We start from the raw sequence: 21373 nt of genomic DNA on the forward strand, positions 1-21373 counted from the left end.
ATGCTCACCACGCGACGCCAGTAGACGACCATAGAGAACATGGCAGGAACGATTGCCCAAAAAGCACGGAAAATCAAGGGTCAGTAGACGCCTGTACATCGCTGCATATTGTGAAATGGCGGAAGCGGTGGGATTCGAACCCACGGTGAGCGTAAACCCACGGCGGTTTTCAAGACCGCTGCCTTAAACCACTCGGCCACACTTCCGTTGAGGGGCTTCCTAGCGTGCCGGGCGATATTGCCAAGCGAAAATCGCGACTGGCACGGTTCATCGCCTTAAGCGACCGGCGATCGCAATAAAGGATTCACCTGCCGCCCTGCCTGTGCAACAACAAGGGGATGAGGGATTCTTTGCGTTCGCCCGTCCTGTCCTTGTTGCTCGGCCTGACTGCCATTACCGGTGGCAGTGTCGCGATTGCCCCTGCGCAGGCGCAGGATGGTGCCGATTTCCGCGCCTATCTGGAAAGCCTGCGGCCCAAGGCGCGGGCCATGGGCATCCGCGATGCGACGCTGGACAGCGTCTTCCCGACGCTGACGATCAATCCACGCGTCGTGCAACTGGATCAGAGCCAGCCGGGCGGCGGGGCCTATTCGCCCATCCCCAATTTTGAGCCTTATCGCCGCCAGCATGTCGACGCGGCCCGGATCAGCCGGGGGCGGGTGGCCTATCAGGCGAACCGGGCCCGCCTTGCCCGGATCGAAGCGGAAACCGGCGTGCCGGAGGAGATCATGGTCGCCATTTACGGCCATGAAACCAATTATGGCAGCTATACCGGCGATTTCGACCTGATCCGGTCGCTCGCGACGCTGTCGCATGAAGGGCGCCGTCGCGCCTTGTTCGAGCCGGAATTGCTGGCGACGCTCAAGATGCTGGATAATGGCGTACCGCGCAGCCGACTAGTCGGTAGCTGGGCCGGCGCGACCGGTTATCCGCAATTTCTGCCGTCCGTCTATCTGCGCATCGCCAAGGATGGCGATGGTGACGGGAAGGCCGATATCTGGACCAGCGAAGCGGACGCGCTCGCCTCCATCGCCAATTATTTCGTGCAATCGGGATGGCGCAAGGGCCAGCCCTGGGGCGTGGCGGTCAACGTGCCGGCCAGTTTCAACCGCGCGTCGGTAGCTGCCAAGACCGAGCCGGCCCGATGCCCGCGCGTGTTCAACCGGCATAGCCGCTGGCTGACTATGGCGGAGTGGCGCAAGCTGGGCCTCTTCCCCAATAGCGGCGTGTGGCCGGCCGATGGCGTCATGGCGACGCTGCTGGAACCCGATGGGCCGGGCAAGACCGCCTATCTGCTGACCAGCAATTATCGGGCGATCCTGGATTATAATTGCTCCAATTTCTATGCCTTGTCGGTGGGATTGCTGGCGGATGCTGTCAAACAATAAGGGGCTGTTCGTCGCAGCCGTGATGCTGGCACTGGTTGATGGCGGTGCGGGTGCAGCGCAGCCGCAACGGGCTGGCGTGGCCTCGGCAGGAGCCATGGTCAGCGATGTGCCGGCGACGCTGGACGCGCCTTATGCCGTGGGAGGCGTCACCTACACACCGGCTGATCCGATTTCCTATGACGAGGTCGGCTATGCCGGCGAAAGCGTGGATGGCAGTCAGGGTGGCGCAACCGCCAATGGCGAGGCGTTTATGCCAGCCGCGATCACGGCCGCGCACAAGACCTTGCCCTTGCCCAGCTATGTCGAGGTGACGGCGCTGGACAGCGGACGCACGATTTTGGTGCGCGTCAATGATCGCGGGCCGATGCGGGGCGACCAGTTGATCGCGCTGTCGCCGGGCGCGGCATCGCAACTGGGCGTGAGCGGGCAGCCCGTGGTTCCGGTGCGCGTGCGCCGGGTCAGTCCACCCGAACAGGAACGCGCGGCGCTGCGCGGGCAGGGGCGGGCGGCCGAGCGACTGGAGACGCCGGCGGCGCTGCTGCGCGTGCTGCGGACCAAGCTGCCCGCCATTCGTAGCGTGGCAGTGGCCCCCGTCAGGACGCCCGTGTCGGCGAAGTCCAAACCTATTATTGCCGTTGCCCGGCCGGCCACCACGAGCAGGCCCGGTGCCGATTTCGATCAAGCACCGCCGCCGCCCCGCATCGCCGCCCAACCCGCCAAGCCAGCGCCCAAAGCGCCGCAGCCCCAGGCTCCCGTACCGGCCGCACCGCGCACCGGCGGCTATGTCGTGCAGGTCGGCGCCTTCTCATCGCAGGCGCGGGCCGAGGCATTGGCGAAGAGCATCGGCGCCCGTTCCGAAGCCGGCAACGGGCTGTGGCGCGTGCGCCTTGGCCCCTATCCCTCGCAACAAGCCGCGCAAGCCGCCGCCAAAGGCTTTGAGAATGCCCGCATCATGGCTAATGACGCGCGATAGAGATCGCATGTGCATGAGCGATTCCATCCTAGTCGAAGGCAGTTTCCGATGAAGAAAAGCGTTGCAGTCCTCCTCGCCGCCGGGCTGCTGGCCCAGCCGCTGATCGCGGCCGCGCCGCCCTATACCAGCGAAGCGCCGATCGCTTATATGAAGGACTTGTCTTCCGGCGCGGTGCTATACGACAAGGGGGGCGAAACCCGGATGCCGCCGGCTTCGCTGGCCAAGATGATGACGGCGCACGTAGCCTTCCGCCTGATCCAAAAGGGCGAGTTGAAGCTCGACACCAAATTCACGGTCCGCCCCGAAACCTGGAAACAGTGGCACGGCCCGCAGGCCGGATCGACCATGTTCCTGTCGGTCGGCGAGCAGGTGTCGGTCGAAAATCTGCTGCACGGTATCGTCACCCTGTCCGGCAATGACGCCTGCGTCGTGCTGGCGGAGGGGATTGCCGGGACTGAGCAGGCGTTCGTCGCGCTGATGAACGAGGAAGCCAAGCGGCTTGGTCTGAAGAACAGCCATTTCGGCACCAGCAATGGCTGGCCGGACAAAGGCGTCACCTATGTCACGGCCGAGGATCTGGCCAGACTGGCCGAAGCGACGATCGTGGAGACGCCTGACCTCTACAAGCGTTTCTACGCCACCCGGTCCTTCACCTGGGGCAAAACCATGGGCGGGTCGGATATCGCGCAGGCGAACCGCAACCCGATCCTGGGCAAGATTCCCGGCGCCGATGGCCTGAAGACCGGCCATACCGAAGAGGCCGGCTTCGGCTTTACCGGATCGGCCGAACAGGATGGACGCCGCCTTGTCATGGTGGTTGCGGGGCTAACCAGCTTCAATGGTCGCATCAGCGAATCCGTCCGCTTCATGGACTGGGGCTTCAAGGCGTGGAAGGCCCAGCCTTTGTTCAAGAAGGGGCAGGCGGTCGAGATGGCCGCCGTTCAGTTGGGCAGTGCGACGAGTGTATCGCTGGTGGCGCCGCAAAATCTGGCCGTCACCCTGCCGCGCACGGCATCGGCCAATGTGCAGGTGAAGGTCGTCTATACCGGCCCGATCAAGGCGCCGATCGCCAAGGGCCAGCAGATCGCCCAGTTGATCGTTCAGACCCCCGACACCCCGCCACAGATCATGCCGCTGGTCGCGGGTGAAGATGTTGCCGAAGCGGGTGTTTTCGGCCGTCTGTGGAATGGCCTGAAGTCGTTGTTCGCTTGACGCAAGGACGTTTTATTACGCTGGAAGGCGGCGAAGGCGCGGGCAAATCCACGCAACTTCGCGCACTGGCAGCGGCATTGCGTGCGCGCGGGCTGGACGTGGTCGAGACGCGCGAACCGGGCGGGAGCGAGGGGGCGGAGGCGATCCGCGCCCTGCTGCTGACCGGTGGCGCCGATCGGTGGAGTCCCCGCGCCGAAGCCTTGCTGTTTGCGGCGGCGCGGGCGGACCATATCGAAAAGACGATCCGGCCGGCGCTGGAGAGGGGCGCCTGGGTGCTGTCCGATCGTTTCCTCGATTCGAGCCGGGCCTATCAGGGGCAGGGCGACCTGACCGACGGAGATATATTGGCGCTGCACCGGATCGGCAGCGCGGGCTTCCTGCCGGATCGCACATTGTTGCTGACGCTGCCCGAAGCGGAAGCGAGCGACCGGGCGCGGGAGCGGGATGGTGACACGACCGACCGGATCGGTGGGCGGGCGAGCGATTTCCATCGCGCCGTTGCCGATGCCTTCACCCGCTTCGCTCAGGAGGAAAGCGACCGTGTCCATGGCGTCGATGCCTCCGGCCCGGCCGAGGTGGTGACGGTGCGGCTGCTGGACGCGATCCAAGACCTGCTACCATGACCATATTGCTGGGACATGAGGACCAGACGCGCACGCTGACCATGGCGGCGCGCAGCGGGCGGATGCACCATGGCTGGATATTGGCCGGGCCGAAAGGCATCGGCAAGGCCAGCTTTGCGCGGGCACTCGCGCTGCGATTGCTGGCCGATGCCGCCGGGCCAGCGATCGAGGAAGAGGGGCTGTTCGTTCCCGAAAGCCATCCGATCCGCCATTTGATCGAGGCCGGCGCCCATCCCGATTATGCCGAACTCGCGCCGCTGGAGAAGGAAACCGGCACCGCCCGCAATATCAGCGTTGACCAGATACGCGGGCTTGCACGGCTGACCCAGTCGGCTCCGTCGCTGTCGCAGCGCCGGGTGGTTGTGGTCGATAGTGCCGACGATCTGGAGCGGGGGGCAGCCAATGCGTTGCTTAAGACGCTGGAGGAGCCGCCAGCGGATATGATCTTCCTGTTGGTCAGCCATGCGCCGGGCCGGTTGTTGCCGACGATCCGGTCGCGCTGCCGCACGCTGCGCTTCGATCCGCTGGATTCTGTAACGATGCGCGCGGTGCTGAAGGCCAGTGACGAGACGCTGTCGCCACAGGAAGTGGATGCACTGGTCCGTGCCGGTGAGGGATCGCCGGGGCAGGCGCTGCGCTATGCCGGGCTCAACCTGTCGGAGATCGAGCAGGCGCTGAGCAGTCTGGCGACGCTGGGCGATCCGGGCAATCGCCAGCGGCTGGCGCTAGCGAAGGCGCTGGCGCTCAAGGCCGCCAAGCCGCGCTATGAGGCATTTCTGGAGCGCGCGCCCGCCTTCATCGCACAGGCGGCGCGGACGAAACAGGGGCCGGCGCTGGGTCTGGCGCTCGATCATTGGGAAAAGGCGCGGCATCTGGCGGGCGGAGCGGTGATCCTTTCGCTCGATCCGGCAGCGGTGGTATTTGAACTGGCGGGTCATGTCGCGGCGCTTGCGCCGTCACGCGCATAAAGCGACTTTGCGCCATCCATAACAGTCGCTAGGGATGGCGCCATGTCCAAGCCCTTCACCGTCACCACCGCCATTTCCTATCCCAACGGCCGCCCGCATATTGGCCATGCCTATGAGGTGATCGCTACCGATGCGGTCGCCCGGTTCCAGCGGATGATGGGCCGCGACGTCTTCTTTCAGACCGGTACCGACGAACATGGGCTGAAAATGGCCCAGACCGCGCGTAACCGGGGGATCGAGCCGCGTGAACTGGCCGATGAAATGGCCGGCTATTTCAAGCAGATGAACGAGAGGCTGGATATCAGCCATGATCGTTTCATCCGCACCAGCGAGCCAGATCATCATGCCGCCAGCCAGGCGATCTGGCAGGCGATGGAGGCCAATGGCGACCTGTATCTCGGCCGCTACGAAGGCTGGTATTCAGTCCGCGACGAAGCCTTTTACGACGAAAAGGAAATCGTCGAGGGGGAAGGGGGAGCCAAACTCTCGCCGCAGGGTACACCCGTCGAATGGACGGTCGAGGAAAGCTGGTTCTTCCGCCTGTCGGCCTATCAGGACCGGCTGCTGGCGCTCTATGAAAGCCAGCCTGACTTCATCCAGCCCGACAGCCGCCGCAACGAGATCATGCGGTTCGTCGAGGGCGGCCTCTCTGACCTCAGCGTCTCGCGCACCAGCTTCGACTGGGGCGTGAAGGTGCCGGGCGCGGAAGGTCATGTCATGTATGTGTGGGTCGATGCGCTCACCAACTATCTGACCGGCTGCGGCTATCCCGACGATGCGGAGCGGATGGCGCGCTACTGGGCCGAGGGTGGCGACATCACGCACATTATCGGCAAGGATATCGTGCGTTTTCATACGGTTTACTGGCCGGCCTTCCTGATGAGCGCGAAGCTGCCTTTGCCCAAGCAGGTCTTCGGTCACGGCTTCCTGCTGAACCGGGGCGAGAAGATGTCGAAGTCGGTCGGCAATGTCGCCGATCCGATGGAACTGGCCGATCGCTTCGGCGTGGATCAGTTGCGCTATTTCCTGCTGTCCGAAGTGACCTTCGGCAATGACGGCAGCTATAGCGCGGAAGCGATCGTCGCGCGGTCGAACAGCGATCTGGCCAACAGTTTCGGCAATCTGGCGCAGCGGACGCTGAGCTTCATCGCCAAGAATCTGGAAGGCCGACTGCCCGAAGCCGCAGCGCAGGATGTCGACAGCGAATTGCTGAAAAGCATCGCCGATGCCGCGCAGACCTTCCAGACCGCCATGGCCGATCTGGCCCCGTCGGTCGCGATCGAGGCGTGGATGCGCGCCGTCTTTGCCTGCAATGCCTATATCGACGCGCAGGCGCCATGGGCATTGCGCAAGACCGATCCGACACGGATGGAAGCGGTGCTGGCTACGCTTTATGAAGCGATCGCCAGCCTGGCCATCATGATCCAGCCGGTCATTCCGGCCAGCGCCACCGCCTTGCTCGACCAGATGGGGATTGCGGCGGACACGCGCGGCTATGACGTCATCGCCAGCAGCTTCTACGCCGATCTGCGCGCGTCGGGCTTCATCCTCGGCGCGCCCAAGCCGCTCTTCCCGCGTCTGGAACTAACCGAGGCGGAAGGCTGATCCATGCTGATCGACAGCCATTGCCACCTGAATTACAAAGGCTTGATCGAGGATCAGGCCAATGTACTGGAACGGTCGCGCGCGGCGGGCGTCGACCTGATGCTCAACATCGCCACCCGCGAAAGCGAGTGGGATGATGTGCTGGACACCGCCGTGCGCGAAGCCGACGTGTGGGCGACGGTGGGTATCCATCCGCATGAAGCGGACGAGCATCCCCATGTCGATACCGCCAAGCTGGTCGAGCGGGCGGCGCATCCCCGCGTCGTGGGCATCGGCGAAACCGGCCTCGATTATTATTACGACCATAGCGACCGCGAACGGCAGCAGAAGAGCTTCCGGTCCCATATCGCCGCTTGCCGCGAAGCCGGCCTGCCGATCATCGTTCATACTCGCGATGCGGAGGAGGATACGCTGCGTATCATGCGGGAGGAGATGGAGACGGGGCCATATAGCGGCGTCATCCATTGCTTCACCGCCAGCGGGGCCTTTGCCGATGCGGCGATGGATCTGGGCTTCTACATCAGCATTTCGGGCATCGTGACGTTCAAGAGCGCGAAGGATTTGCAGGAAACGGCGGCGCGACTGCCGCTCGACCGGCTGCTGGTGGAAACGGACTCGCCCTTCCTGGCGCCGGTCCCGCATCGCGGCAAGTCGTGCGAGCCCGCCTATGTTGCCGATACGGCCAAATTCCTGGCCAATCTGCGTGGCGAGAGCATCGAGCAACTCGCGGCGGCGACGTCCGCCAATTTCCGCACGCTCTTCTCGAAGGTCGCATGAGCCTGAAGCTGACGATCCTGGGCAGCGGCACCTCCTCGGGTGTACCCCGGATCGGCAATGACTGGGGCGACTGCGATCCCGTAGAGCCGAAGAACCGGCGCACCCGCGTGTCCATATTGGTAGAAAGCCCGGCGACCCGCATCCTGGTCGACACATCGCCGGACATGCGCGCGCAGTTGCTGGCGGCGGACGTCATTCAGATCGACGCGATCCTGTGGACGCACGACCATGCCGACCACAGCCATGGCATCGATGATGTCCGCCAACTGTTCCACCACCGCCGCACACCCGTGCCCGGCTATGCGCGGGCGCAGACGCTCAAGCTGCTGAGCCAGCGCTTTGCCTATGCGTTCGAGGGGCGCAACGGCTATCACCCCACGATCGACGCCCATATCCTGCCCGATGGGCTGCGCATCGGCGATATCGACATTGCCTGCGTCGACCAGCCGCATGGCGAGATTTATTCGACCGGTTTCCGCTTCACTCATGGCGGCCGGTCGATCGGCTATGCCACGGATTTCCATGCGCTGACGCCGGATATGCTGGCGCTCTATGACGGGCTCGACGTCTGGGTGGTGGACGCACTGCGAGAAAAGCCGCACCCGACCCATCCCCATCTGGCGCTGACGCTGGACGGCATCGCCGCGACCCGGCCCGAACGCGCCATCCTGACCCATATGGATCAGAGCATGGATTATGCGACGCTGCTTCGCACCCTCCCCAAGGGTGTGGAGCCGGGCTATGATAATATGGTGATAGAATTGGGCATGAAAGAGCAGGGGGCCTGAATGGACGGCACGGATCAGGCGGCATCGACCATCTGGTATGTGCTGGCGATCATATTGGTCGGGTCTGCGCTGATCGGGCGGCAAATGGCCTGGGGCAGCCTGCTGCGCATGGCTTTGCTGTGGGTCGCGATCTTCGCCGGCCTGCTGGGCCTGTTCAAATTCGGCCAAAGCCAGGGTTTCCTGACGGGTCGCTGGGCGGAGGAGGGGAGTGCAGTCGCCCCGGACGAAGCGCCCGCCGCTCTGCCGCGCGCGCAGGCGGAAGGGCAGGCATTGCACATCCCCGTCGCGCCGGATGGCCATTATTGGGTGGAGGCGACGATCAACGGGACGCCCGCCCGTTTCCTGATCGACAGCGGCGCGACCGTCACCGCCCTGTCCGAAAATACGGCGCGTGCGGCCGGCCTGAACTATGATGTGGGTGAGCCCAATGTCATCATGACCACCGCCAATGGCAAGGTGGAGGCGAAGCGGTCCAGCATCGCCACCCTGTCCATCGGTCCCATTTCGGCGAGCGACCTGCCCGTCGTCGTCTCGCCCGCTTTTGGAGAGGTCAATGTCATCGGCATGAACATGCTTTCACGGCTGAAAAGCTGGGGCGTCCAGGATGGCGCCATGGTGCTGAAGCCATGAGCGGCGGGATGGGCGCGCCGACGCAGGCACAGCGGCTGAAGGCTATTATCGGCGGATCGACCGGCAATCTGGTCGAATGGTATGACTGGTATGCCTATGCCGCCTTCACCCTTTATTTCGCGCCGCATTTTTTCCCGAGCGAGGATCGCACCGCGCAACTGCTGAGCGCTGCGGGCATCTTCGCCGTGGGTTTCCTGATGCGGCCGATCGGGGCGTGGCTGATGGGCGTCTATGCCGATCGCCATGGGCGCAAGAGCGGCCTGACGCTGTCGGTGGCGCTGATGTGCGCGGGATCGCTGCTGATCGCGGTGACGCCGGGTTATGAGACTATCGGGGTCGCTGCGCCGTTGCTGCTGGTGCTGGCCCGACTGATGCAGGGGCTGTCGATCGGCGGTGAATATGGTGCCAGCGCGACCTATCTATCGGAAATGGCAGGGAAGAACCGGCGGGGTTTCTTTTCCAGCTTCCAATATGTGACGCTGATCGCCGGGCAGTTGGTGGCGATCTGCGTGTTGCTTCTGTTGCAGGCAACGCTGAGCGAGGCGCAACTGGATAGCTGGGGCTGGCGGATACCGTTCTTCATCGGCGGGATGCTGGCGGTCATCGTCTTCTGGTTGCGGCGTGGGCTGGCCGAAACGCAGAGCTTCACGGTGGCCAAGGCGCAGGGCGCACCCAAATCGGGCTTTGTCGAGTTGATCACCAATCATCCGCGCGAGACTCTAACGGTGATGCTGCTCACGGCGGGCGGCACGATCGCTTTCTATGCCTACAGCATCTACATGCAGAAATTCCTGGTGAATACCAGCGGGTTGAGCCGCGAGGTCGCATCTCAGATCAATGCTGCCACGCTGTTCATCTTCATGCTGCTTCAGCCATTGGCCGGCGCGCTGTCCGACAGGATCGGGCGCAAGCCGCTGATGATCGGCTTTGGCGTGATGGGCGTACTGTGCACCTATCCGATCTTTGCCACGCTGGCGGTGACCAGGGATCCAATCGTCGCCGGACTGCTGGTGATGGCCGGGCTGGTGATCGTGACTGGCTATACGTCGATCAACGCCGTCGTGAAGGCGGAGCTGTTTCCGGCGCATATCCGGGCGCTGGGCGTGGCGCTGCCTTATGCGCTGGCCAATACCTTGTTCGGCGGGACGGCCGAGTTCGTGGCACTCTGGTTCAAGCAGGCCGGCATGGAACAGGCATTCTACATCTATGTCACGGTGATGATCGCCATATCCCTGACGGTTTATGTAAAGATGCGTGATACCGCAAAACACAGTCAGATCCGGGAGGACTGACGCGTTCCATGCGACAGCGAGTTGGACAGGTGTTTGCGATGGTGGGATATGGAGATATTTAACATAATATATATTATCGAACTTATGTAAGCCGCAATCATGCAGGCTGGCCAGAGCGCAGCACAGTCCCTATCGCTAGCCCGTCAATTTGAGCAAAGATCAGCACCTCATGTCAAAAGCCAGTCCCGCCAACATCATGCCGCTTGCCGACGTCATGGCGCGGTTGCGTGATCCCGAAACCGGTTGCCCATGGGATATCGAGCAGGATTTCGCGTCGATCGTGCCCTATACGATCGAGGAAGCCTATGAGGTTGCCGATGCAGTCGAGCGCAACGACATGGATGCGTTGCGCGACGAACTGGGCGACCTTCTGCTTCAGGTCGCGTTCCACAGCCGCATGGCGGAACAGGCCGGGCATTTCGCGCTACAGGATGTGATCGACGCCATCACGCAGAAAATGGTCCGGCGCCATCCCCATGTCTTTGGCGAAGGTGCGCGTCGTGAAGATGGCCATGCGCAATGGGAAGCGATCAAGGCTGCCGAGCGGGCGGAGAAAGATCCCGACCCGAGCGCGCTGGCCGGCGTGGCGACTGCCCTGCCCGCGCTGCTGCGTGCCGAGAAATTGCAGAAGCGGGCCGCACGGACGGGTTTCGAGTGGCCCGATACAGGAGGCGTCATCGAAAAGATCGTCGAGGAACTGGACGAGGTACGAAACGCCGCCACGCAGGATGAGCGCGAAGAGGAAGTCGGCGACCTGCTGTTTTCCGTGGTCAACCTTGCGCGCTATTTGAAAGTCGATCCGGAAGTGGCTCTAAGAAAGGCCAATGGTAAATTTGATCGCCGGTTCCGATCGATGGAGGATATGGCCGGGAGCGAATTCAACGCTCTCTCGCTCGATGCCAAGGAAGCCCTTTGGCAGCGCGCCAAGCGAAGAGAGAAGTCGATCTGAAGCTTTGATATCCGCAACCGAGACATGAAGCAGACAAGGTTCGGAATTGAAACTGATATTTGACAAGATGTTGCGAAGAGCATAGATTTTTCGTCTTATCGATGAAGACGAAGGAGCGTGAAATGCGACTGACTGTCCTTCTTCCCCTCTGCTGTGCCGTTGCTGCCCCTGCGCAGGCCCAGAATGTACATGGCATCTCTGGTATTCATTTCGGCATTACATCGTCGCCGGCTGGCCCGATCACCGGTTATGCGCCGACGGAATTTTCCAGTGCCTTCGCGCGCAATACCGACATTGGCCGTGCGCAGAATCTGATAGCGGCTGGCCAATATGCCGAGGCCGATCGCCTGCTGACGACATTGGTGGGCCGTACCAGCAGCAAGCAGGTTCGCTTTCTGAAAGGCGCGGCGAAGCTGGGCATGGGCGATGCAGAGGCGGCGCGGCGCTATTTTGAACAGAGCCTCTATCAAGGGCGCAACGGTTATCCGGGTGCCATGTCCGGCCTTGCGATTGCCGAAATCCGCCTGGGCAACCGCGATGCCGCGCAGAATATCCTCGACAAGCTGCGTTCCCAGCAGGACAAATGCGGGATTAGTTGCGATCGCGCCAAGTCGCTGAACCAGGCCATCGGCGTCGTGGAAAAGGCGCTTATCTGATCGAAGATGGGGCGCTGACGGCCGCCCTACCCCTTCGTCCGCTTGGAATAGCGGGCGAACGCGGCGTCAGACAGGCGTACGTCGATACGGCTTTCCTCGCCTTCGACCATGGTCGATAATACTTCGCCATGTTCGTGCAGCCAAGCCAGCGTGGCACCGTCCGATACCGGGATGCGCAGGCCATAGACCTTTGCCCCGCGCGTCATCCGGTCGCTGATCGTGCGCTGGAGCAGATCCACCCCCTCGCCCGTCAGGGCCGAGAGAATGACGACATCGTCGCGGCGCGCGGCCGTTTCGTGCGCAATCGCGGCATCCTCGTCGCTCAGCAGGTCCAGCTTGTTCCACGCCTCCAGGATCGGCGGCGGTTCCGGCTCCCCTTCCCCGCGATCCAGCGCCGCTTCGCCCGCGACGCCGAGTTCGCCCAGCACATCCAGCACATCGTCGCGCTGCGCCTCGCTATCGGGATGGGCGATATCACGGACATGGACGATGAGGTCGGCCGACAGCACTTCCTCCAGCGTCGCGCGGAAGGCAGCGATCAACTGGGTCGGAAGGTCGGATACGAAACCAACGGTGTCGGACAGGATTGCCTTGTCCAGACCCGGCAGTGCGATCTGGCGCATGGTGGGATCGAGCGTGGCGAAGAGCAGATCTTCCGCCATGACGGTGGCGCCGGTCATGCGATTGAAAAGCGTCGATTTTCCGGCATTGGTATAGCCGACCAGCGCGATCACCGGCCAGGGTGCGCGCTGGCGCCGGGCGCGATGGAGGCCGCGGGTGCGCGTGACCTGATCCAGTTCGCGGCGGATTTTTGCCATGCGATCGCGGATCATGCGCCTGTCCGCCTCAATCTGGGTTTCGCCCGGACCACCGAGGAAGCCGAAACCGCCGCGTTGCCGCTCAAGATGGGTCCAACTGCGGACAAGACGGCCGGCCTGATAATCCAGATGGGCGAGTTCGACCTGCAAGCGGCCTTCATTGGTGGCCGCCCGTTCGCCGAAGATTTCGAGGATCAGGCCGGTCCGGTCGATGACCTTGGCCTCGCACGCCTTTTCGAGATTGCTTTGCTGCACCGGCGACAGGCTGTTGTCGACGATGATGAGTTCGGCCTCTTCCTGCCGCGCGAGTGTGGCGATCTGGTCCACCTGACCGCTGCCGAACAGGGTCGCCGGCTTGCGATCACGGACACGGAAGGCCTGCGCGGCGCGCACGTCGATGCCGATGGCAAGGGCCAGACCGCGCGCTTCCTCCAGCCGGGCATCGCTGTCCCGGCGGTCGGCATTGTGGGTTTCGGCATGGACGACGACAGCGCGCGCGCCGCGCGCCACTTCGTCATCGGAGTCGCGGTTGAATATGGCCATGGCGGCTTAAAGCACCGGGATTGCCAGAGGTCCACTTATTCCCGACCCCCTTCGTCCTGAGCCTTGTCGAAGCACGCGCCGATGACGGCGCCCTTCGACAGGCTCAGGGCAAACGGTGGTGTGGAACGAACCGGCAAGCCGGATCAGTCGTCCTGTTCGTTTTCGCCGGTCAGGTCGAGCGCATGGAGCGGCTGAACCGTCGAAATGGCATGTTTATAGACAAGTTGCACCATGCCGTCGCGTTCGAGCAGCATGCAGAACAGATCGAAGGCGGCGATTTCACCCTGGAGCATCACGCCGTTCACCAGGAACATCGTCACCGGGCTGCCCGACTTGCGGACGGCCGACAGGAAGATTTCCTGCAACAGCTTAGACTTGCCATTGCCGTCGCTGGCCTTGCGCAGGTCCGTCAGGTCCATCGACGCGGCCGGCATGACCGTGGAAATGGCATGCTTATAGACCAGCTGCGACTGGCCATCGCGGCGCAGCAGCACAGAAAAATTGTCGAACCAGGTGATGATGCCCTGCAACTTCACGCCCTTGACCAGGAACATGGTCACCGGGGTCTTGCTCTTGCGCAGGCTGTTGAGGAAAATATCCTGAAGGTTGTTTACTTTGTCGGCCATGGTCGTCGCCAGTCCTTTTCTTGGCGGGACGTTACCCGCTCTCGCATCCTAAGCAGGATGTCTTGCTTGCGCCCGCCTGTCGGACGCGGGTGCGATCTTATCGCAATTGCGAAGGGGCGTCCATGCCGCAGATGCGCTTTGGCAAAAGTTCGGCAATCGATTGGATACCCCTTCCCGGATCAGCTCAATCCTTGCCTTCGGTAATGCCGAGCAGCTTGAGTTTGCGGTGCAGCGCGGAGCGTTCCATGCCGATGAACGTCGCCGTGCGCGAAATATTGCCGGAAAAGCGGCGAATCTGGATACGCAGATATTCGCGCTCGAAACTCTCGCGCGCTTCCCGCAGCGGGGCGCCCATGATCGCGGACTGGCCCATCCCCTCCCCGCCGCCACCGCTGGTCAGTTCGGCGGGCAGCATATCCAGTTCGATCCTGCCGATCCGGTCGCCCGGCGCCAGGATCATCGTACGCTCGATCACATTGCGCAACTGGCGCACATTGCCCGGCCATTCGTTCGCCTGCAACGCGGCCATGGCGTCGCTGGCGATTTCGGGCGGCGGCACGCGACGCTCGGCAGCGAAACGGGCGAGATAATGTTCCACCAGCGGCGGGATATCATCGCGCCGTTCGGACAGCGGCGGAATGGCGAGCGGCACGACGTTGAGACGGTAGAAAAGATCTTCGCGGAAACGCCGCTCCTCAATCTCGCTCGCCAGGTTGAGCGCGGTCGAGGAGATGACGCGGACATCGACCTTCACCTGTCGCTGGCCACCAACGCGGGTGAAACTCTGATCGGTCAGGACGCGCAGGATCTTGCCCTGCGTCGTCAGTGGCATGTCGGCAATTTCGTCCAGATAGAGCGTGCCGCCATGCGACTGCTCCAGAAAGCCGGGACGGACGAGGCCGCTCGGGTCTTCGACGCCGAACAGTTCCTCTTCGACCCGGTCCGGGTCCATGCGCGCGGCGGCGACGATAATGAAGGGCGAATCGGCCCGACCGCTCCAGCTGTGGAGCATACGCGCAGCGACTTCCTTGCCGACGCCGGCGGGGCCGGAAATGAGGACGCGACTGCCAGTGCCGGCCACCTTCTTGATCGTGGCGCGGACGCCGTTGATCGATGCCGATGTGCCGGTCAGCTCGTCATCCTGGCCGAAGCGCGCGCGCAGCACCTGATTTTCCCGCCGCAGTCGTTCCGTTTCCGTTGCGCGACTGACGAGGTGGAGCAGGCGATCGGCCTCGAACGGTTTTTCGATGAAGTCGGCCGCGCCCTTACGGATCGCGGCCACCGCCGTGTCGATATTGCCATGGCCGGAGATCATCAGCACCGGCACGGTGGGATCGCGGCGCTTGATTTCATCCAGCAATTCGAGGCCATCCATGCGGGAGCCCTGCAACCAGACGTCGAGCAGGACCAGAGAAGGACGCCGGTTGTCCAGCGCCTCGATCGCGCTGTCGCTGTTGGCGGCGGTCCGCGTCGTGAACCCTTCATCTTCCAGCACGCCCGCGACCAGATCGCGAATGTCCTCTTCATCGTCGACAATCAGAATATCAAGCGCCATTGGCCGTCACTTTTCCTTTTGGGAGGGCAATAACCTGCCCCTCTTCCATTTTTTCGAGCGCCCCTGCGGCGAAGCGCAATGTCACGCATGCGCCTCCCCCCTGTGCATCGTCGAAGCGGATCTCACCCAGATGCTCTTCGACAATCTTCTTGACGATGGCGAGGCCAAGGCCCGTGCCCTTGGTCCGCGTCGTCATATAAGGTTCCAATATCCGGTCACGTTCGGGCGGCAACCCAATGCCGTCGTCCCGGACGGTAATGATGATGTCTTCGCCCGATTGACCAAGCGCCATGCGCACATGGCCGTGCGGGCCAGCATTTTCGGAAACCGGTTTTTGTTCAATGGATTCGACGGCATTCTTGACGATGTTCGTCAAGGCCTGACCAAGCTGGCGGCGATCGCATACCATGTCCAGATCGGGCAGGTCCGCTTCATATTCAAAGCGGATATCGGGGTGCGCCACCTCATGCAGGAACAGGGCATGGCGGGCAATGTCGCCCACCGCCTCCCGCCGGAACACCGGCTTGGGCATGCGGGCAAAGGAGGAAAATTCATCGACGATCCGCCGCAGGTCGCCCACCTGCCGCACGATCGTGCCGGTCAGGCGGGTGAAGGTCGCCTTGTCGCTCGTCACCTCTTCCGCATAGCGGCGCTGCAACCGCTCGGCCGCCAGTTGGATCGGGGTCAGCGGGTTCTTGATCTCATGCGCGATGCGGCGAGCGACGTCGGACCAGGCGGCGCGGCGCTGGTCGGACAGTTGCTGGGTGATATCGTCGAAGGTCAGGATGTGGCGCGACGCGTCCTGCGAACGCTTGACCGCCAGCGTGCGCAGATCGCCATGCGCGCGGACCTGCACGATACCGGCACTGTCCTCCGACGCGATAAACTCGGCCAGTTCGGGCGACACCTTGAGCAAGGGGCGGCCGACCGGATCGTCGCCCTCATCGACTAAGATCGCGGCCGCCGAACTGTTGAGCAACTGCACCACGCCGTCGAAATCGACCGACAGCACACCCGCGCTAACGCCGGACAGGATCGCCTCGATAAAGGCGCGGCGTTCGTCCAACTGGCTGTTGGCCGCGACCAGCGCGCCGGTTTGCGCCTCCAGCCTTTGCGTCATGCGGTTGAAGGCGGCCGCCAGTGTGCCGATCTCGTCGCGCGACTTGGGGCCGGTGACGCGCGCCGACAGGTCGCCCGCGGTGATCCGCCGCGCGGCCGTCACCAGTTCGTTGACCGGCCGCACCATCCAGTCCGCCACCGCCAGCGCGATATAGACGGCGATACCCACCAGCAGCAGCGATCCCACGAACAGCGCGATGTTGAAGCGCAACTGGAGTGCGCGGGACTGGGCGGCAAACAGGTCGTAATCCGACAGCACCTTTTGGGCCCGCGCCACATTGGAGAAGGATGAACTGTCCGCATTGCGCGAGGCGTAGAGATAGACTTTGGAGCCGGGGTACAGCAAAGTCACCGCGTCGATCTGGTTATTGCGGGTCTGGACGACGATCGTCTCCCCCTCGCCCAGCCGCTTGACGACTTCGGGCGTCAGCTTGTCGGCAGCTGGGCGGTTTTCCGGGTCGACGGTGGCGGCGGTTCGGGCAATGCCGTCCTTGCCCAGTTCGATGATCGCGGCACGGCTGAGTTTCCGTCCAACCACCTGATAAAGGAGATATTCGGCGAAACGCGGGCTGTTGACCTGCGAATCCAGCAATTCCTTGCGCAGGTCGCTCGACATGGTGACGGTTTCGTCGCCGACTTCGCGCAAATTCTGCTCATAATAGCCGCGCGCCAGATCGCTCGCATTCTGGAGCATGTTGCGCGCACTGTCCGAAAACCAGAATTGCACGCCATATTGGAACAACAAAGAGGCGAAGATCACGACCAGCAGCATCGGCACGCTGGCGACGATCGAGAAGATCGCGACGAGGCGAACGTGCAACTGGCCGTCGCTGCCGATGGCAGACTGGGCCGCCCGCCGCTTGGCCACGCGCCGTCCCAATAGCATCAACAGCGCGATCGCCGGGACCAGATTGGCCACCAGCAGCAGCGCCACGATCGGCGGGGTCAGCAGCGTGTAAGACTGGCCGCTGCCCGAGAGCATATAATAGGTCAGGCCGGCCATGCCCAGGAACAGGGCCAGGGTGAAGCCTTCGACCATCGCTGCCAGACGCCCGTGACGCAGGAAGGCCGGCAATTGCCTCCGCCATGCCGATGCCCGCTTGGGCAATGTCGTCGCGCCATTCATCGTGGCTTTGTTACAACAAGGACCGTGCCCGTTCAAACACAGTATTTGATTAAAACCCTGTCGCTGGTCGACGCAGACCGTCGGTTCGTCCCGGCAAAGGATTGACCAGCGGATGGAAAGTCCACCTGATCCCGATCAATCGTTGAGGCGCAACTGCATTGGGTCCAATCCATAGTCGGTCAGTTTCTTGCGCAGCGTATTGCGGTTGATGCCAAGCAGGCCGGCCGCGCGAATCTGGTTGCCGTCCACGCTGGAGAGCACTTCCTGCAACAGGATCGGTTCGACCACGGCCAGCAGATCATCATGCAAGGCACGGTTGGGCTGGGCCAGGCCGACGCCCAATTGTCGCCTGGCCCATTCGCGCACGGCATGGGCTAGCTGGTCGGCGGGCGCGGCATGATCGGCCGGTACCGCGTCCAGCGGCAGCATGTGGCGCAAAATCTCCGCCGTGATGATGTTCTCGCGACTGAGCACAGACAAGCGCTGCATCAGATTTTGCAGTTCGCGCACATTGCCCGGCCAGTGATAGGCCATCAGCAGTTGCGCCGCGTCATCGGCCAGCGCCTTGCGCGGCAGGCCTTCCTGCGCGGCGCGTTCCATGAAATGACGGGCGAGCAGGATCACATCCTCCCGCCGTTCGCGCAGTGCCGGCAGTGCGATGGGCACCACATTGAGGCGATAATAGAGATCCTGGCGGAAGCGGCCATCCTCGATCAGCAGGGGCAGATCCTTGTTGGTCGCGGCGATAATGCGGACATTGACCCGCACCGGCTTCGACCCGCCGACCGTCGTCACTTCGCCCGATTGCAGCACGCGCAACAGGCGAGTCTGTGCTTCCATCGGCATGTCGCCGATTTCGTCGAGAAAGAGCGTGCCGCCCTGCGCCTGCTCGAACTTGCCGGCGGTACGGGCATGGGCGCCGGTGAAGGCGCCCTTTTCATAGCCGAACAGTTCCGCCTCGATCAGTTCGCGCGGGATCGCGGCCATGTTGATCGCGATGAAGGGCTTGGTGCGGCGCTGGCCCAGGCTGTGGATCGCTTCGGCGACCAGTTCCTTGCCGGTCCCCGATTCGCCCAGCACCAGGATGGACAGGTCGTTGGACAGGACACGGGCGATGGTGCGGTACACTTCCTGCATCGCCGGCGATCGGCCGACCAGCGGCAGACCATCGTGCGGCAGGCCGGGTTCACCCGCCTGTTCTTCCGGACTTTGTCGCGTACCGAGCGCGTCGGACACGGCGCGGGTCAGTTCGTTGAGGTCGAAGGGCTTGGGCAGATATTCGAACGCGCCCTTTTCCGTGGCGCGGATTGCGGTGTTGAGCGTGTTCTGCGCTGACAGGATGATGACGTTAAGGTCGGGGCGCCCGGCGATGATATCCGCCACGCCATCCAGCCCGTCGCCGTCCGGCAACATCACATCAGTGATCAGGATATCGGGCGCAAAGCTGTCCATCAACGCGCTGCGCTCACGGATCGAGGCCGCGGTCTTCACCTTATGCCCCTGCCGCCGCAGCGCTTCCCCCACGACGACGCAGATGGCGGGATCGTCATCCACGACCAATATGGTGCCGGTCGCAGCCATCAGCCCATGCTCATCGGCAGGAGGATGCGGAAAGTCGATTCGCCCGCCTCGGTATCGCGCGAATATTGGACGAAGCCGCTCATATCGCGAACCAGCTTGTCCACGAGGGCAAGACCCAACCCCTGCCCGTCGCGCTTGCCGGTGATGAAGGGGTTGAACAGATGGTCGAGAATATGTTCGGGCACGCCGGGTCCATTGTCGATAACGAGGATTTCGATCGGCAGCACAGCACTGCCCTTGCCGCCGCCGACCACGACAGACACGCCATGGCGGAAGGCCGTTTCCACTCTGATGCATGGCTTATCAATATATTCAAGTGCTTCTGCCGCATTCTTGAGCAGGTTTATCATTACCTGAACCAGCGCATCATCATTGATGTTGGCGAATGGCAAGGATGGATCATAATGTTTTATGATCTTTATATTTTTTGCAAATCCAGCTGCAGCAATACCGGCCGCCCGGTCGATCAGCGGGTAGATATTCCCGGCATGACATTCCAGAGTCCGGTCAGTGGTGAAATCCTGCATGCGGTCGATCAGCGCGGCGATCCGGTCCACCTCGTTGCAGATCAACTGGGTCAACGCGGCATCGCGGCCACCATGGCTGGATTCCAGAAGTTGCGCGGCGCCACGTATGCCCGACAGCGGGTTCTTGATTTCATGTGCCAGGATCGCCGCAGCGCCCATGGCCGAACGCGCGCCGCCGGCGGACCCACGATGGCCGATCTTGCGCGCCTGGCTCTGGGCATGGAGCGACACGACCCGCCAGCCATCATGATCGACGATCGGCGAGATCATCAGGTCCACCTCCATCTCGGCGGTGCGACCGGCATGGACCTTGATGTCATAGGCCGCGATCGGCTTGTTGCTGTGCCAGATGTCGAAGCGCGCGCCCGCCTCCGCAATGCGGATGGTGCGCGCCACGTCGCTGCCGATGATCGCCGATCGCGCCATGTTGAGCAGGGTTTCGGCCCGCACATTGGCTTCGGCGATATGATTGTCCGGCCGCACCAGCAGCGTCGCGACCGGAAGCGCCGTCATCTGTTCGGTCAGCGAAGGCCCGTCCTGCTGCATGCGCAGCGATGGAACGGACGTCAGCAGGTTCGTCATGCAGCCTTGCGCAAAGCGGCCGCGCGCAGGGCTTCGGCATCCAGGCCGCTGGCGATCAGCGGTTCGTAGAAGCGGGCCAGCATGTCCAGCACCACATCGGCGTCGGGCTGCTGGTTCACGGCGTTGCGGAACTCGGCCGAACCAGTCAGGCCCCTGGTGTACCAGCCGATATGCTTGCGCGCCATATTGACGCCGGTATGCCTGTCATAATGTTCCAGCATCGCGTGATAATGCTCTACGATCACACGATATTGCTCTTCCAGCGAGGGATCGGGAACGCGCGTGCCGTCGGTCAGCCAGGCCATGACCTGACCGATCAACCAGGGACGACCATAGGCGCCGCGGCCGATCATCACGCCGTCTGCGCCACTCTGTTCCAGCGCGGTATCGGCATCTTCGATCGAGCAGATGTCGCCATTGACGATCACGGGCAGCTTGACCGCGTCCTTGACCGTGCGGACAAAGGCCCAGTCGGCCGACCCCTTGTACATCTGGTTGCGGGTGCGACCATGGACGGTGATGAGCTTGGCGCCCAGATCCTCGGCGATATGGGCGAGTTCGGGGGCGTTGAGGCTCGAATGATCCCACCCCATGCGCATCTTCACGGTGACGGGCACGTCGACCGCCTCCACCGTCGCCTTGATGAGCGAGGCGGCCAGCGGCAGGTCGCGCATCAGCGCGCTGCCCGCGTCGCCATTGACGACCTTCTTCACCGGGCAGCCCATATTGATGTCGATGATGGCCGCGCCGCGATCGGCGTTCAGCTTGGCTGCATCGGCCATTTCCGTGGGCGAACAGCCGGCCAGTTGCATCGACACCGGCTCTTCCAGCGGATGCCAGGCCGCCTTTTGCAGCGACTGGCGCGTCTCGCGGATCATCGCCGCCGATGCGATCATTTCCGTCACGTTGAGGCCCGAGCCATAGCGGCGGACCAGCGTGCGGAAGGGCATGTCGGTGACACCGGTCATCGGCGCCAGCACGACCGGCATATCGATGGTCACCGGACCGATGGAGATGGGAGCAAGTTTGCGCATG

19 protein-coding genes and 1 tRNA gene are annotated in these 21373 nt (G+C 63.0%); 12 read left to right on the top strand and 8 right to left on the bottom strand.

The genetic code is table 11. The features are described 5' to 3' along the window. Nucleotides 1-116 precede the first annotated feature (116 nt). Nucleotides 117-206: transfer RNA gene (locus RQH62_RS22945), tRNA-Ser, on the bottom strand. Between the two features lie 132 nt (nt 207-338). Between RQH62_RS22945 and RQH62_RS22950 the strand changes: the two genes are divergently transcribed. The 12 genes from RQH62_RS22950 (at nt 339) to RQH62_RS23005 (ending at nt 11861) form a co-directional block, all read left to right on the top strand. Continuing rightward, nucleotides 339-1388 (top strand): lytic murein transglycosylase, encoded by a 1050-nt coding sequence (locus RQH62_RS22950; protein WP_311270969.1) that lies wholly within the window; start codon nt 339-341, stop codon nt 1386-1388. Then, nucleotides 1372-2361: a septal ring lytic transglycosylase RlpA family protein gene (locus RQH62_RS22955; protein ID WP_405053587.1), complete on the top strand. Its 990-nt coding sequence runs from the start codon at nt 1372-1374 to the stop codon at nt 2359-2361. Before RQH62_RS22950 ends, RQH62_RS22955 begins: the two co-directional genes overlap by 17 nt. A gap of 48 nt (nt 2362-2409) precedes the next feature. Beyond that, nucleotides 2410-3573 (top strand): D-alanyl-D-alanine carboxypeptidase family protein, encoded by a 1164-nt coding sequence (locus RQH62_RS22960; RefSeq protein ID WP_311270970.1) that lies wholly within the window; start codon nt 2410-2412, stop codon nt 3571-3573. Further along, nucleotides 3570-4196 carry a dTMP kinase gene (gene tmk / locus RQH62_RS22965; RefSeq protein ID WP_311270971.1) on the top strand — a complete coding sequence of 209 codons (627 nt, stop codon included), beginning with the start codon at nt 3570-3572 and terminating at the stop codon, nt 4194-4196. Before RQH62_RS22960 ends, tmk begins: the two co-directional genes overlap by 4 nt. Further along, nucleotides 4193-5164, top strand: coding sequence for an AAA family ATPase (locus RQH62_RS22970; protein ID WP_311270972.1), 972 nt, complete (start codon nt 4193-4195; stop codon nt 5162-5164). Before tmk ends, RQH62_RS22970 begins: the two co-directional genes overlap by 4 nt. 42 nt (nt 5165-5206) lie before the next feature. After that, a complete protein-coding gene (metG, locus tag RQH62_RS22975) occupies nt 5207-6769 on the top strand; it encodes a methionine--tRNA ligase (protein ID WP_311270973.1) in 1563 nt (520 codons plus the stop codon). 3 nt (nt 6770-6772) lie between these two features. Then, the gene (locus RQH62_RS22980; protein WP_311270974.1) at nt 6773-7546 is read left to right on the top strand and encodes a TatD family hydrolase; all 774 of its coding nucleotides are present in this window, start codon (nt 6773-6775) and stop codon (nt 7544-7546) included. After that, entirely contained in the window at nt 7543-8334 is a 792-nt protein-coding gene (locus tag RQH62_RS22985; protein ID WP_311270975.1) for an MBL fold metallo-hydrolase, read from the top strand. Before RQH62_RS22980 ends, RQH62_RS22985 begins: the two co-directional genes overlap by 4 nt. Beyond that, a complete protein-coding gene (locus RQH62_RS22990; protein WP_311270976.1) occupies nt 8335-8964 on the top strand; it encodes a TIGR02281 family clan AA aspartic protease in 630 nt (209 codons plus the stop codon). Further along, nucleotides 8961-10256: an MFS transporter gene (locus RQH62_RS22995; RefSeq protein ID WP_311270977.1), complete on the top strand. Its 1296-nt coding sequence runs from the start codon at nt 8961-8963 to the stop codon at nt 10254-10256. The genes RQH62_RS22990 and RQH62_RS22995 overlap by 4 nt, the downstream gene beginning before the upstream one ends. A 169-nt stretch (nt 10257-10425) precedes the next feature. Then, on the top strand, nt 10426-11205 hold the full coding sequence (mazG, locus tag RQH62_RS23000) for a nucleoside triphosphate pyrophosphohydrolase (protein ID WP_311270978.1): 780 nt from the start codon (nt 10426-10428) through the stop codon (nt 11203-11205). 122 nt (nt 11206-11327) lie between these two features. Further along, nucleotides 11328-11861: a tetratricopeptide repeat protein gene (locus RQH62_RS23005; RefSeq protein ID WP_311270979.1), complete on the top strand. Its 534-nt coding sequence runs from the start codon at nt 11328-11330 to the stop codon at nt 11859-11861. A gap of 26 nt (nt 11862-11887) precedes the next feature. Here the strand turns inward: RQH62_RS23005 and hflX are convergent, their stop codons facing one another. From hflX to dusB, 7 genes are all read right to left on the bottom strand, one after another. Next, nucleotides 11888-13222, bottom strand: a complete 1335-nt coding sequence (hflX, locus tag RQH62_RS23010) for a GTPase HflX (RefSeq protein ID WP_311270980.1) — start codon at nt 13220-13222, stop codon at nt 11888-11890. A gap of 143 nt (nt 13223-13365) precedes the next feature. Further along, entirely contained in the window at nt 13366-13860 is a 495-nt protein-coding gene (hfq, locus tag RQH62_RS23015) for an RNA chaperone Hfq (RefSeq protein ID WP_120250149.1), read from the bottom strand. Nucleotides 13861-14032: 172 nt separating this feature from the next. Then, a complete protein-coding gene (locus tag RQH62_RS23020) occupies nt 14033-15403 on the bottom strand; it encodes a sigma-54 dependent transcriptional regulator (RefSeq protein WP_311270981.1) in 1371 nt (456 codons plus the stop codon). Further along, nucleotides 15393-17648: an ATP-binding protein gene (locus RQH62_RS23025; protein WP_311270982.1), complete on the bottom strand. Its 2256-nt coding sequence runs from the start codon at nt 17646-17648 to the stop codon at nt 15393-15395. Before RQH62_RS23025 ends, RQH62_RS23020 begins: the two co-directional genes overlap by 11 nt. A 135-nt stretch (nt 17649-17783) precedes the next feature. Continuing rightward, nucleotides 17784-19229, bottom strand: coding sequence for a nitrogen regulation protein NR(I) (gene ntrC / locus RQH62_RS23030; protein WP_311270983.1), 1446 nt, complete (start codon nt 19227-19229; stop codon nt 17784-17786). Further along, a complete protein-coding gene (locus RQH62_RS23035) occupies nt 19229-20338 on the bottom strand; it encodes an ATP-binding protein (protein ID WP_311270984.1) in 1110 nt (369 codons plus the stop codon). The genes ntrC and RQH62_RS23035 overlap by 1 nt, the downstream gene beginning before the upstream one ends. Next, a complete protein-coding gene (gene dusB / locus RQH62_RS23040) occupies nt 20335-21372 on the bottom strand; it encodes a tRNA dihydrouridine synthase DusB (protein WP_311270985.1) in 1038 nt (345 codons plus the stop codon). The genes RQH62_RS23035 and dusB overlap by 4 nt, the downstream gene beginning before the upstream one ends. Nucleotide 21373 lies beyond the last annotated feature (1 nt).

Origin of the sequence: Sphingobium sp. WCS2017Hpa-17, from assembly GCF_031843765.1 — a bacterium.
Classification (GTDB): Bacteria; Pseudomonadota; Alphaproteobacteria; order Sphingomonadales; family Sphingomonadaceae; genus Sphingobium.

Excerpts from the sequence above, each read along its gene's own strand:
- RQH62_RS22950 (WP_311270969.1), top strand. The coding sequence starts at position 339 with ATGAGGGATTCTTTGCGTTCGCCCGTCCTGTCCTTGTTGCTCGGCCTG.
- RQH62_RS22955 (WP_405053587.1), top strand. The coding sequence starts at position 1,372 with ATGCTGTCAAACAATAAGGGGCTGTTCGTCGCAGCCGTGATGCTGGCA.
- RQH62_RS22960 (WP_311270970.1), top strand. The coding sequence starts at position 2,410 with ATGAAGAAAAGCGTTGCAGTCCTCCTCGCCGCCGGGCTGCTGGCCCAG.
- RQH62_RS22970 (WP_311270972.1), top strand. The coding sequence starts at position 4,193 with ATGACCATATTGCTGGGACATGAGGACCAGACGCGCACGCTGACCATG.
- metG (WP_311270973.1), top strand. The coding sequence starts at position 5,207 with ATGTCCAAGCCCTTCACCGTCACCACCGCCATTTCCTATCCCAACGGC.
- RQH62_RS22980 (WP_311270974.1), top strand. The coding sequence starts at position 6,773 with ATGCTGATCGACAGCCATTGCCACCTGAATTACAAAGGCTTGATCGAG.
- RQH62_RS22985 (WP_311270975.1), top strand. The coding sequence starts at position 7,543 with ATGAGCCTGAAGCTGACGATCCTGGGCAGCGGCACCTCCTCGGGTGTA.
- RQH62_RS22990 (WP_311270976.1), top strand. The coding sequence starts at position 8,335 with ATGGACGGCACGGATCAGGCGGCATCGACCATCTGGTATGTGCTGGCG.
- RQH62_RS22995 (WP_311270977.1), top strand. The coding sequence starts at position 8,961 with ATGAGCGGCGGGATGGGCGCGCCGACGCAGGCACAGCGGCTGAAGGCT.
- mazG (WP_311270978.1), top strand. The coding sequence starts at position 10,426 with ATGTCAAAAGCCAGTCCCGCCAACATCATGCCGCTTGCCGACGTCATG.
- RQH62_RS23005 (WP_311270979.1), top strand. The coding sequence starts at position 11,328 with ATGCGACTGACTGTCCTTCTTCCCCTCTGCTGTGCCGTTGCTGCCCCT.
- hflX (WP_311270980.1), bottom strand. The coding sequence starts at position 13,222 with ATGGCCATATTCAACCGCGACTCCGATGACGAAGTGGCGCGCGGCGCG.
- RQH62_RS23020 (WP_311270981.1), bottom strand. The coding sequence starts at position 15,403 with ATGGCGCTTGATATTCTGATTGTCGACGATGAAGAGGACATTCGCGAT.
- RQH62_RS23025 (WP_311270982.1), bottom strand. The coding sequence starts at position 17,648 with ATGAATGGCGCGACGACATTGCCCAAGCGGGCATCGGCATGGCGGAGG.
- ntrC (WP_311270983.1), bottom strand. The coding sequence starts at position 19,229 with ATGGCTGCGACCGGCACCATATTGGTCGTGGATGACGATCCCGCCATC.
- RQH62_RS23035 (WP_311270984.1), bottom strand. The coding sequence starts at position 20,338 with ATGACGAACCTGCTGACGTCCGTTCCATCGCTGCGCATGCAGCAGGAC.
- dusB (WP_311270985.1), bottom strand. The coding sequence starts at position 21,372 with ATGCGCAAACTTGCTCCCATCTCCATCGGTCCGGTGACCATCGATATG.